The sequence below is a fragment of the Streptomyces huiliensis genome, assembly GCF_020037025.1.
Classification (GTDB): Bacteria; Actinomycetota; Actinomycetes; order Streptomycetales; family Streptomycetaceae; genus Streptomyces; species Streptomyces huiliensis.
The window spans coordinates 38,346-50,280 of sequence record NZ_JAIQLH010000097.1; the positions used below are offsets into that span (position 1 = coordinate 38,346).

11 protein-coding genes and 1 pseudogene are annotated in these 11,935 nt (G+C 73.7%); 1 reads left to right on the plus strand and 11 read right to left on the minus strand.

Annotated features, from left to right (window positions below; all coding sequences use genetic code 11):
• Positions 1-130: 130 nt before the first annotated feature.
• The 7 genes from pheT to infC all read right to left on the minus strand — a co-directional run bounded on the left by pheT (position 131) and on the right by infC (position 7,505).
• Positions 131-2,638, minus strand: a complete 2,508-nt coding sequence (pheT, locus tag JNW98_RS18830; RefSeq protein ID WP_223769424.1) for a phenylalanine--tRNA ligase subunit beta — start codon at positions 2,636-2,638, stop codon at positions 131-133.
• Positions 2,638-3,756, minus strand: a complete 1,119-nt coding sequence (pheS, locus tag JNW98_RS18835) for a phenylalanine--tRNA ligase subunit alpha (RefSeq protein ID WP_223769425.1) — start codon at positions 3,754-3,756, stop codon at positions 2,638-2,640. Before pheS ends, pheT begins: the two co-directional genes overlap by 1 nt.
• A 162-nt stretch (positions 3,757-3,918) precedes the next feature.
• The gene (locus tag JNW98_RS18840; protein WP_372459275.1) at positions 3,919-5,031 is read right to left on the minus strand and encodes a sensor histidine kinase; all 1,113 of its coding nucleotides are present in this window, start codon (positions 5,029-5,031) and stop codon (positions 3,919-3,921) included.
• Between the two features lie 57 nt (positions 5,032-5,088).
• Entirely contained in the window at positions 5,089-5,922 is an 834-nt protein-coding gene (locus JNW98_RS18845) for a TrmH family RNA methyltransferase (RefSeq protein WP_223769426.1), read from the minus strand.
• A 119-nt stretch (positions 5,923-6,041) separates the two neighbouring features.
• Positions 6,042-6,428 (minus strand): 50S ribosomal protein L20, encoded by a 387-nt coding sequence (gene rplT / locus JNW98_RS18850; protein ID WP_004944290.1) that lies wholly within the window; start codon positions 6,426-6,428, stop codon positions 6,042-6,044.
• 107 nt (positions 6,429-6,535) lie between these two features.
• Entirely contained in the window at positions 6,536-6,730 is a 195-nt protein-coding gene (gene rpmI / locus JNW98_RS18855; RefSeq protein WP_004944288.1) for a 50S ribosomal protein L35, read from the minus strand.
• A gap of 136 nt (positions 6,731-6,866) precedes the next feature.
• Positions 6,867-7,505, minus strand: a complete 639-nt coding sequence (gene infC, locus JNW98_RS18860) for a translation initiation factor IF-3 (RefSeq protein WP_185945699.1) — start codon at positions 7,503-7,505, stop codon at positions 6,867-6,869.
• Between the two features lie 355 nt (positions 7,506-7,860).
• Here infC and JNW98_RS18865 point away from each other — a divergent pair, with 355 nt between their 5' ends.
• A complete protein-coding gene (locus tag JNW98_RS18865) occupies positions 7,861-8,235 on the plus strand; it encodes a DUF1844 domain-containing protein (protein ID WP_185945700.1) in 375 nt (124 codons plus the stop codon).
• A gap of 17 nt (positions 8,236-8,252) precedes the next feature.
• Here the strand turns inward: JNW98_RS18865 and JNW98_RS18870 are convergent, their stop codons facing one another.
• From JNW98_RS18870 to JNW98_RS36640, 4 genes and pseudogenes are all read right to left on the minus strand, one after another.
• Entirely contained in the window at positions 8,253-9,152 is a 900-nt protein-coding gene (locus tag JNW98_RS18870; protein ID WP_372459276.1) for an MIP family channel protein, read from the minus strand.
• A gap of 117 nt (positions 9,153-9,269) precedes the next feature.
• Positions 9,270-10,010 carry an SseB family protein gene (locus JNW98_RS18875; protein WP_223769428.1) on the minus strand — a complete coding sequence of 247 codons (741 nt, stop codon included), beginning with the start codon at positions 10,008-10,010 and terminating at the stop codon, positions 9,270-9,272.
• 287 nt (positions 10,011-10,297) lie between these two features.
• Positions 10,298-11,491, minus strand: a complete 1,194-nt coding sequence (gene mycP, locus JNW98_RS18880) for a type VII secretion-associated serine protease mycosin (protein ID WP_223769429.1) — start codon at positions 11,489-11,491, stop codon at positions 10,298-10,300.
• Positions 11,488-11,935 (minus strand): annotated as a pseudogene (locus tag JNW98_RS36640) (hypothetical protein); the annotation flags it as partial. The pseudogene JNW98_RS36640 and the gene mycP, both read right to left, overlap by 4 nt.

Here is an 11,935-nt window from a genome sequence, read left to right on the forward strand (position 1 = left end):
CGGAAGTAACGACCTGAACCCCGTTTTCCACCCCATCGGGTGAAGTCGGGTGGGTGCGGGGCTGACGGTGCGGGTGGCACGCGAGGGGCGCCCCGGCGAACCGGAGCGCCCCTCGATCAAGCAAGCGCCGTTACGCGCCGCGCAGCACCGCACCCGTACGCTCGACGGCCGCCCGCACGGCCGCGTCGCGGGCCGCGGACGCCTCGTCGGCGGTCAGCGTGCGGTCCGTGGCGCGGAACCGCAGCGCGTACGCCAGCGACTTCCGGCCCTCGCCCAGCTGCTCGCCGGTGAAGACGTCGAACAGCCGCAGCGACTCCAGCAGTTCACCGGCGCCGGACCGCAGCGCGGCCTCGACCTCGCCGGCCGGCACGCCCGCGTCCACGACCAGCGCGACGTCCTGCGTGGCCACCGGGAACGAGGAGACGCGCGGCGCCTCCAGGACGCCCGCGCCGGCCTCCTCCAGGCGGTCCAGCTCGATCTCCATCGCGCAGGTGCGCTCCGGCAGGCCGAACGCCTTGATGACGCGCGGGTGGAGCTCACCGGCGTTGCCGACCAGCACCTCCTGCCCGTCGATCACCGCGAGCAGCGCGGCGCAGCGGCCCGGGTGGAACGGCGCCAGCTGGTCCTGCCGGACGATCAGCTCGACACCGGCCTCGCGGGCCACCGCGCGGCCCGCCTCGACGGCGTCCGCCCAGCCCGACGGACGGGCCTGGCCCCACCAGCCGGCGCGCTCGCGGGCACCGGCGAGGACCACGGCCGCCCGGCGCGGCTGCCGGGGCAGCGCGGCGTCGAGCGAGGCGATCTCCTCGTCGGTGGGGCGGCGGTCCACCGGCAGCCGGCCGGCCGGAAGCTCCTCGCCCGTGGGGCGGAAGACCAGGCCGGTCTCGAACAGGGCCAGGTCGTGCTCGCCCCGGCTGTCGTTGCGGCGCAGCGTGGCGAACAGCCCCGGCAGCAGGGTGGTGCGCAGCGCGGGCTCCGCCTCGGAGAGCGGGTTGACCAGGCGCACGGTCAGCCGGCGGGCGTCGTCCGCCTCCAGGCCGAGGTGGTCCAGGGCCCAGTCGCCGACGAACGGGTAGCTGGGCGCCTCGACGTACCCGGCGCCGGCCAGCGCGCGGCCGACCCGGCGGTGCAGCCGCTGCCGGGCGGTCAGACCGCGGCCGGCGGGCGGCTTCGGCAGCGTGGAGGGCAGGTTCTCGTAGCCCTCCAGCCGGATGACCTCCTCGGCGAGGTCGTTGGGGTCGGTGAGGTCGGGCCGCCAGCTCGGGACGGTGACGATCAGCTCGTCCTGCCCGTAGACGTCGCAGCCGACCTCCTGGAGGCGGCGGACGACGGTCTCCCGGCCGTACACCACGCCCGCCACCCGGTCCGGGTGGTTCGCGCGCAGCGGGATGGTGCGGGGGGCGCTGGGCGTGATGACCTCGGTGACCCCGGCCTCCGGGGTGCCGCCGGCGAGCAGCACCAGCAGGTCGACGGTCCGCTGCGCGGCGGCCGAGGCCGCCTGCGGGTCGACGCCGCGCTCGTAGCGCTTGGCCGCCTCGGAGCCCAGCTTGTGCCGGCGGGCGGTGCGGGCGATGGAGACGGCGTCGAAGTGCGCGGCCTCGATGACGACCTCGGTGGAGCCGCCCTCCTCCGCCCCGGCGATCTCGGTGCCGGCGCCGCCCATGACACCGGCGAGCCCGATGGGGCCGTTGTCGTCGGTGATGACCAGGTCCTCGGCGTCCAGGACGCGCTTGGTGCCGTCGAGGGTGGTCAGCTTCTCGCCCGGCTCGGCGCGGCGGACGCCGATCGTCCCGGCGATCCGGGAGCGGTCGTAGGCGTGCAGCGGCTGGCCGAGCTCCAGCATCACGTAGTTGGTGATGTCGACGGTCAGCGAGACCGGGCGCATGCCGGCCTTCTGCAGCCGGCGCTGGAGCCAGATCGGCGACCGGGCCTCGGGGTCGAGGCCGGTGACCGTACGGGCGGTGAAGCGGTCGCAGCCGACCGGGTCGGCGACGCGCACCGGGTGGCCGTACGAGTTGGGCGCGGGCACGTCCAGCAGCGCCGGGTCGCGCAGCGGCAGGCCGTACGCGGTGGCGGTCTCGCGGGCGATGCCGCGCAGGGACAGGCAGTAGCCGCGGTCCGGGGTGACGGCGATGTCCAGGACGTCGTCGCGCAGCTCCAGCAGCTCGATCGCGTCCGTGCCGACCTCGTGCTCCGGCGGCAGCACGATGATGCCGTGCGTGCCGTCGTCGCCCATGCCGAGCTCGTCGCCCGAGCAGATCATGCCGCGCGAGACCTTGCCGTACGTCTTGCGCTCGGCGATGGCGAAGTCGCCGGGCAGGACGGCGCCGGGGAGCGCCACGACGACCTTGTCGCCGACGGTGAAGTTGCGGGCGCCGCAGACGATCTCCTGCGGCTCACCCGTACCGTTGGCCATGCCGACGTCGACGGTGCAGAAGCGGATGGGCTTGCGGAAGCCCTCCAGCTCCTCGATGGTCGCGACCTTGCCGACGACCAGCGGGCCGGTGAGGTCGGAGCCGAGGTGCTCGACCCGCTCGACCTCCAGGCCGGCGGCGACGAGCTTGGCCTGCACGTCGCGGCCGGTGGTGCCGGCCGGCAGGTCGACGTATTCCCGCAGCCAGGAAAGCGGGGCGCGCATCAGATCTCCATCCCGAACGGCCGGGTGAAGCGCACGTCACCCTCGACCATGTCTCGCATGTCCTCGACGTTGTGGCGGAACATCAGCATCCGCTCGATGCCGAACCCGAAGGCGAATCCGCTGTACTTCTCCGGGTCGATGCCCGCGGCGACGAGCACGCGCGGGTTGACCATGCCGCAGCCGCCCAGCTCGATCCAGCCCTCGCTGGAGCAGGTGCGGCAGGGGCGCTCGGGGTTGCCGACCGAGGCGCCGCGGCAGACGTAGCACTGCATGTCCAGCTCGGCGGACGGCTCGGTGAACGGGAAGTACGCCGGACGCAGCCGCGTCTCCAGGCCCTCGCCGAACAGCGCCCGGGCCATGTGCTCGATGGTGCCCTTGAGGTCCGTCATGGTCAGGCCCTCGTCGATGGCGAGGAGCTCGATCTGGTGGAACACCGGGGTGTGGGTGGCGTCCAGCTCGTCCGTGCGGTACACGCGGCCGGGGCAGACGATGTAGAGCGGCGGCTCGCGGTCGAGCATCGAGCGGATCTGCACCGGGGAGGTGTGGGTCCGCAGCACGACGCCGGTCTCGGCCTTCTTGGGGCCGGCCACGAAGAAGGTGTCCTGCATGGCGCGGGCCGGGTGGTCCGGCGTGAAGTTGAGCGCGTCGAAGTTGAACCACTCCGCCTCGACCTCGGGGCCCTCGGCCACCTCGTAGCCCATGGACACGAAGATGTCCTCGACGCGCTCCATGAACGTGGTCAGCGGGTGGCGGGCACCGGCCGGCACGCGGTCGTACGGCAGCGTGACGTCCACCGCCTCCTCGACCAGCACACGGGCGTCGCGCTCCGCCTCCAGCTCGGCCTGGCGCGCGGCCATGGCCTTGTTCACGGCACCGCGGGCCATGCCGACGCGCTTGCCCGCCTCGGCCTTGGCCTGCGGCGGCAGGGCGCCGATCTCGCGGTTGGCGAGGGCGAGCGGCGAGCGGTCGCCCATGTGGGCGGTCTTCGCCTCCCGCAGGGCGTCGAGGTCGGCGGCGGCGGCGAAGGCGGCGAGCGCCTCGTCCCGCATGCGCTCGATCTCTTCCGGTTTCAGTGCCTCGACCTCGACAGGGTCGTACGACTTATTGGGTGCCGACATTTCTTCCCGTACTTCCGAAGTGGCTGGCTCCGCTGGCTGCGCGGCTTCGCCCGACTGTATTGGCCAAAGTGGCCCCAGAAACGTGCCAAAGGTCGAGTCTAAGGGGCGCGGGGGTCCGGAGAGCCCGCGGGCCCGCCGCCTCGGCCCCGGGGAAGGTGAAGCTCAGCCCTGGGACAGGAACGCGGGGGCGCCCACGGGCAGGGTAAATCGGAACCGGGCGCCGCCGTGGGCAGAGCGGCCGACGGTGATCGTCCCGCCGTGCGCCTCGACGATGCCCTTGACGATGTAGAGGCCCAGGCCCGTGCCGCCGCGCTTGCTCCCCCGCCAGAAGCGGGTGAAGACGCGGGTCATGGCGTCCTCGGGGATGCCGGGCCCTTCATCGCTCACGGTGACCGCCGTTCCCTCCGTACGCGCGTTCGTCAAGGCGGGTGCCACCTCTATGGTGACGGTTCCGCCGCCGTGGCGCACCGCGTTTTCCAGGAGGTTGCCGAGCACCTGGTCGATCTTGTCGGGGTCGGCCCAGAGCGCGGGCAGCGGCTCGACGACCCGCACCACGAAGCGGTCGGCGTGCTGGCCGCGGGCGGTGTGCGCGGCGACGTGCCGGCGGACGGCGGCGGCCATGTCGACGGGCTGGCGGCGCACCTCCAGCCGTCCCGAGTCGATCCGCGAGATGTCCAGCAGCTCGGCGATGAGCCGGGTGACCCGGTCGGCGTCCGCGTCCACGGTCTCCAGCATCAGCCGCTTCTGGTCGTCGGTGAACCGCTCCCACTTGGCGAGCAGCGTCGCCGTGAACCCCTTCACGGACGTCAGCGGGGAGCGCAGCTCGTGGGCGACGGTGGCGATCAGCTCGGCGTGGCTGCGCTCGGTGCGCCGCCGGGCCTCGGTGCCGCGCAGCTGCACGACGAGCCGCGCCAGCGGCCCGAGCGGGCGCTCGCGCACGTACCGGGCGGAGACCAGCACCTCGCGGCCGCCGGGCAGCAGCAGGTTGCGCTCCGGCTGGCCGGTGCGGGTGGCGAGGCCGCCGTACGGGTCGGACAGCGGCCACCAGCGGCGGCCGTCCAGGTCCTCCAGCGGCAGGGCGCTCTCCAGCGGCCGGCCGAGCGCCTCGGCCGGGCGGAGCGCGGTGATCCGGGCCGCCGCGGCGTTGAAGGTGACGACGCGGCCGGCGGCGTCGGCGACGATCAGGCCGTCCGGCAGGTCGTCCGGGTGCAGCGCGCATCCGGCCCCCACCACGCCGTCATCGATGACGGCGGTCCCGCCCGCGGCACCGCCCACGGCAGCTTCCCCACTCACACCCGACGCCCCCTCCCGAGCCCCAGGTGCGTCACCCTACTAGCTGGAGGTAACAGAGCGGCACCCTCCGGACGCGCGCTGCGCACGGGCGGAGGCGTAGAGGCAGACGGCGGCGGCCGTGGCGAGGTTGAGGCTCTCGGCCTTCCCGTGGATCGGGACGCGCACCACCGCGTCGGCCAGCGCGCGGGTCTCCTCCGGCAGGCCCCACGCCTCGTTGCCGAAGACCCAGGCGGTGGGGGTGCCCATGGTGCCCCCGTCCAGCTCGGCGTCGAGGTCGCGGTCGCCCGCGCCGTCGGCGGCGAGGATCCGCACGCCCGCGCCCCGCAGCCCGCGCACGGCCTCCTCGACGGGAACCCCGACGGCGACCGGCAGATGGAAGATGCTGCCCACGGAGGCCCGGACGGACTTGGGGTTGTACAGGTCGACGGAGGCGTCGGTGAGCACCACTGCGTCGGCGCCCGCGGCGTCCGCGCAGCGCAGGACCGTACCGGCGTTGCCGGGGTCGCGGACGTGCGCGAGGACGGCGACCAGCCGCGGCCGGGCGGCGAGGATCTCCTCGAACGGCGTGTCCAGGAAGCGGCACAGCCCGACGAGGCCCTGCGGGGTCACGGTCTCGGACATCTCCGCGATCACCTCGTCCGTCGCGGTGAGCACCGGCACTCCCGCGGCGCGCACGGCGGCGACGATGTCGGCGTGGCGCTCGGCGGCGTCCGGGGTCACGTAGAGCTCGACGAGGTGGTCGACGGCCTCGCGGACGGACTGCGGGCCCTCGGCCAGGAAGCGGCGCTCCTTGCCGCGGAAGCTGCGCTTGGCGAGGCGGCGGGCCGCGACGACGCGGGGCGATCGCAGGGAGGTCAGCTCGGGGGCCGCCATGGGCTCACTTTCGTCGCTTCGGTCACTTCGGTATGCGGGGGGCCGGAACACGACCGGACCCGCAGACCGACGAGGGCCTGCGGGTCCGGACCATGCCAGAGGATGCCTTACGGCATCGGTCAGGCGGCAGCCTTCGGCGCGTTGACGTCGGCCGGCAGCGCCTTCTGGGCGACCTCGACGAGCGCGGCGAACGCGTTCATGTCGTTGACCGCGAGCTCGGCCAGGATCTTGCGGTCCACCTCGATGTTGGCGGCCTTCAGGCCCTGGATGAGGCGGTTGTAGGTCATGCCGTTCTGGCGGGCGGCGGCGTTGATCCGCTGGATCCACAGCTGACGGAAGTCGCCCTTGCGCTTCTTCCGGTCGTTGTAGTTGTAGACCAGGGAGTGGGTGACCTGCTCCTTGGCCTTGCGGTACAGGCGCGAGCGCTGGCCGCGGTAGCCGCTGGCCTGCTCCAGGATCGCCCGACGCTTCTTGTGCGCGTTGACTGCGCGCTTGACGCGTGCCACTTGTTAACTCCTTGTAGCGGGGCCGCGGGTGATTCTCACGCGGCCCGGAAACGATTGGGTCCCGGTCCTTCGACGCGCGCCCTGCCGGGTGGGCGGGGCGCAGGGCGTCACTTGCCGAGAAGCTTCTTGATCTTCTTGGCGTCGCCCGGGGCCATCTCGGCGTTGCCGGTGAGGCGACGCGTCAGACGGGACGACTTGTGCTCGAGCAGGTGGCGCTTGCCGGCGCGCTCGCGCAGGACCTTGCCGGAGCCAGTGACCTTGAAGCGCTTGCTGGCACCGCTGTGCGTCTTGTTCTTCGGCATCGCGCCGTATCTCCTCGTCGGTGGCGCTCCCCGCCCGTGGTGCGGGCGCACGGGAGCGTCAGCTCTGTTCGTTTGCTGTCCGGGGCCTGGCGGCACCGGCGGTGAACCGGGGCTGACGGGCATCAGCCCCCGGTGTTCACGCCTCTGCGGGCTCCTCGGCGGCGTCCGCACCCGAACCGCCCTGGCGCTCGGCCTTGCGGGCGGCCTGGGCCTCGCGGGCTTCGGCCATCGCCTCGGTCTTCTTCTTGTGCGGACCGAGAACCATGATCATGTTCCGGCCGTCCTGCTTGGGGTTCGACTCGACGAAGCCCAGGTCCTGGACGTCCTCCGCGAGACGCTGCAGCAGTCGGAAGCCCAGCTCGGGCCGGGACTGCTCGCGACCACGGAACATGATCGTGATCTTGACCTTGTCGCCCTGCTTGAGGAACCGTACGACGTGACCCTTCTTGGTGTCGTAGTCGTGCGGGTCGATCTTCGGCCGGAGCTTCATCTCCTTGATGACCGTGTGCGCCTGGTTCTTGCGCGCCTCACGGGCCTTCATGGCCGACTCGTACTTGAACTTCCCGTAGTCCATGAGCTTGCAGACCGGCGGGCGGGCGTTGGCCGCCACCTCGACCAGGTCGAGGTCGTACTCCTGCGCAAGCTCCAGGGCCTTGGCAAGCGGCACGATGCCGACCTGCTCGCCGCTGGGACCGACAAGTCGCACCTCGGGAACGCGAATCCGGTCGTTGATGCGGGGCTCGGCGCTGATGGATCCTCCTCGGTAGCACCACACGGCCGCCTGGCGGGCTGCCGCGTAACGTCTTTTCGTAAGACCAACCGCGCCGGTGCATCAAAAAATGCCCCGGACGGGACACAGGCGGGGCTCCATGCAACCGGAACACCGCCACGGGTGTACCCGTGGGGCTATCGGACGGTTCCATCGTCCGTACGGAACGATGGGGACCGTCTGACCGGAGACCTGCCGACCGTGAGCCGGCGAGGTGGGAGTGCGGAGCCTCCACTTGTGGGTCGGACACGCAGATGTCCGACCGGTCGATCCCCCACTCTACCAGCAGGGGTGCGGGGGTGCTAACCCCGGACAAAACCCGCGGCGAACCCGTGTTCCCCCGGGACGTATCGTGTCCGCCATGAGCGACGCAACCCCCTCCCCCGCTTCGTCCGAGGCCGGCCCCGACTTCGACAGCATGACCCGCGACATCGCCGACGTCCCGGCGGTCGAGGTGATCACCACCGTGGCGGTGCACCTGATGAGCTCGGCGGCGGTCAACCTCGGCCTGGCCGAGGAGGGCGACCAGCACAAGGACCTGGACGAGGCCCGGAAGCTGATCACCGCCCTGGCCGGCCTGGTGACGGCCAGCGCGACGGAGATCAGCAACTTCCACGCGGGACCGCTGCGCGACGGCCTGAAGTCGCTCCAGCTGGCGTTCCGCGAGGCGTCCGTGGTGCCGGACGAGCCGGGGCAGGGACCGGGCGAGAAGTACACGGGCCCGGTCTTCGGCTGAGCTCCGGCTCAGTCCGGTCAGAGCCCGATCGGCGGGGTGGGCCCGTCCGAGGGCCCGCCCTTGGGCCCGCCGGCCCCCGGACCTGCCGGGCCCGCCGGGGGCTCGGGCGGCCGGCGCCGCGTGGGCCCCTCGTGTCGTCCCGCCTCGGTCTCGGCGGGGTCGGGCGGCAGCTCGTAGGCCCGGTGCCCGCCGACCGCCCGCTCGTCCGCGATGAGCACGGGGGCACCGTGCGGCTGGACGATCTGGTGGACGAAGGCGGCCAGGGCGGCGCCGATCAGCGGCGCGACGAGGAACAGCCACACCTGGGAGAACGCGTCACCACCGGCGAAGAGGGCCGGCCCCAGGCTCCGCGCGGGGTTGACGGAGGCGCCGGTCAGCGGGACGCCGATCAGGTGGACGAGCGCCAGGGTGAAGCCCAGCGCCAGCGGCCCGAAGCCGACCACCGCCACCTTGTGGGTCACGGCGAGCCAGACGAAGACCAGCAGGAAGGTCAGCACGACCTCGGCGAGGAACGCGCCGCCCGTGTTCAGGTGCACCGCCGAGCGGTCGCCGAACCCGTTGCTGCCGAACGTCCCGTCGGTGCTGAGCCCGGGGACCTGCTTGGCCAGCAGGAGCAGCAGCGCGGCGCCGATGATGGCTCCGACGATCTGCGCGATCCAGTACTCGATGGCGGTGCGCAGCGTGATGCGGCCCTGCAGCAGCATGGCCAGGGTGACCGCGGGATTGAGATGGGACCCGGAGACCGGCCCCAGGGCGTAGGCCAGGGCCAACAGGGTGAACCCGAACGCCAGCGCGATGCCGAGGGCGCCGATGTAGTCCGCCGCGAGGACGGCGGACCCCACGGCGAAGAAGACCAGCAGCAGGGTGCCGATGAACTCGGCCGCGACCGTCCGTGTCTCCACGGGGTCGAGCTTCATGGGGTCCAGCTTCGCGTCCATGGCGTCCTCCCGGGGATCTCGTGGACTGTCCTCGCATTGTCGGACGGTCCACTCCGGGGCGCCTGTCGAAAGATCGCCGCTCGGCGGCATCGACGCTCAGCGGCTGTACAGGGGTTCCCCGGGTACCTGGGCCCCCACCGGCAGCAGCGCCAGGTCAAGACCGCGGACCAGCCGGGCGCGCAGCACCTCGTCGGCGGCCAGGGCCCCGGCGATCCGCCGGGCCACGTCGGCGGGCGCGGCCCCGTCGGCGAGCGCCAGCGCGAGCGTCCCGTCCGCGTCGCCGGAGGGGACGAGGTGGGCCCTGAGGACTCCGTCCTCGGCGGCCAGCAGCCCGCGCAGGGCGTCGGCGACGGCGGGGTCGGCGAGCGGGTCGGTGCTGGTCCGCCCCTCGGCGAGGGCGAGCAGGGCCCGGCCGGTCAGCGGGTAGGTGACCGGTCCCGCCATGTCCACGACGATCGTGTCGGCCTTCTCGTGCGCGGCGGCCTGGAGCGCCTGGTGCAGCGGAACGGCCACCGGCCGGGCGTCCGCGCGCCACCGCTGAAGCGTCTCCATCGACGTGAACGCGGGCAGCGCCCGCCGCCCGTCCGGCGCCTGGAGGGTGGGGACGGCCATGTCGCTGGTCTTCTCCCGCTTCAGCCCGTCCGGCCCCGTCTCCACCTCCCCCAACACGGCCACCACCGGCACCAGCAGCCTCGCCCCCTTGAGCGCGGCCAGCACCCGCCCCTCCGCCTCCGCCCCGCGATCGGCGGCCCAGGCGGCGAGCGCCTCGGCGAGTACGGGGTCGGCGGAGCCGTTGTCGTCGGAGAAACCGGGGTCCGGGATGTTCTTGAGGGCCACGGGGTGAGGGTATCGGGAGGGGAGCGGGGGCCATGGTGGGGGTTGGGGGTGAGGTGGGGGCCGGGTGGCCTTTGTGTTTGAGGTGCCCCGGTCCCGCCCCTTCGCCGATTCCTGGGGCTACGCCCCAGACCCCGCTTGTCGCGGCTCCGCCGCTCGTCCTCAATCGCCGGACGGGCTGAAGTGCCCGCTCAGGCACCATCCAGCCCGTCCGGCGATTGAGGACAGCGCCCGAAGGGCGCTTCGGGGGTGCGGGGGCCCGCCCCCGCAAGAAACGGTGAAAGGGCGGGTCAGGGGCACCCCACGCGCCCCCGGCGCCACCTCAGCACACCCGCGACCCCCAGAAGAACCAACCCCGCCACCCCGGCGACCGCAACGGAAACCCCCGGCCCGGGAGCCGACGGCGCGGAGCGCCGAGCCTCCGGCCCCGCCCCGAAATACCGAGGCACCAACCCACCACCCGCCGCAGGCGGATCAGGCCGGGGCCGAGCCGCGAGGGCAAGGGCCGCCGCCGGATCCACCACACCGGCCCCAAGCTCGTCACTGCGCCCACCCGGCGGGGCGTCCCGCGCGCTCGCCACGAGCAGCCGTCGCACCTGGGCCGGGTCCAAGCCGGGATGAGCGGAGCGGAGAAGCGCCGCCGCCCCCGAGACGAAGGCGGCCGCCGCACTCGTCCCCCACCCCTCGTAGTACCGCCGATCGGGATCGGCGATGACGACCCCGACACCCGGCGCGCTGAGCGTCGCGTACCACCGCCGAGTGGAGAAAGCGGCCCGCCCGCCGCCCCGGTCGACGGCGGTCACGGCGATCACTCCCGGGTACGCGGCCGGATAGGAAGCGTGGTCGCCGTCCCGGCCGCCGTTCCCGGCGGAGGCGACGACGACGGCGCCCTTGGCGAGGGCGTAGCGGACGGCGGCGTCCTCACCGGCGTCGGGGTGGGCGGTGGCGCTGTCGTCACCGAGGGAGAGGTTGATGACGTCGGCGCCGTGGTCGGCGGCCCAGCGGATGCCGTCGGCGAGGGCGCCGCCGCGTGCGCCGCGGGCGCGGGAGCGGGCGGGGTCGCCCTCCTCGAGGATCACGCGCACGGGCAGGATCCGGGCCTCGGGGGCGACGCCGAGCACACCGTCCCCGTCGCCCGTGCCGTGCCCGCGTCCGGCGACGATCCCGGCCATGGCGGTTCCGTGCCGCGCCCAGGACCGGTCGCCGCGCCCGGCGCCGAAGCCGACGAGGTCCTTGCCTGGCAGCACCCGGCCGCGCAGGTCGGGATGGCCGGCGTCGACGCCGGTGTCGAGCACGGCGACGGTGACCCCGGCCCCGCGCGTGGTGCGCCACGCCTCTTCGAGGTGGAGCGCGTCGATCGCCCACTCCTGCACCCGGATCGCGTCGGCGCGCGCGGGGGCGGCACCGACCGCGGAGAGAACGACGGCGAGGACGGCCGCGAGGGCGACGGCCCCCGGCCCCCGCCCGGCCCGGAGCCCGCTCACCGCGCACCTCCCGCCAATCCCGCCGACTCCCCGCGCGCCGCCGCGCGGAAGGCGCGTTCGACGTGCGCGGCCAAGGCCGTCGCGTCGTGGCCGAGCCCCGCCTCGGCGGGGGCCGTGGTGGCCGTCGGGGCGACGGCGCGGGCGGCGGGCTGTGGAGGGAGGGAGGGGCGGCCGTCGGCGAAGGCGGTGACCGACCAGACGACGACCGGCAGGTCGGCGCGGACGCCGATGTGCCAGCTGGCGCGCTGCGCGTCGCCGAAGCGTTCGGCGGGGGTGCCGGGCGGGGCGTAGGGGCGGGGCAGCATGTCCGGCCGCTCGTCGAGCCGTTCGGCGGTGAACCGTTCGCGCAGCGCGCGCATGCCGTCCGCGTCCGCCTCGGTGACGAGCAGCCCGACGGTGGTGACGCTCGACGACGTGGCGTCGGCGTACGTGGCGCGCAGCAGC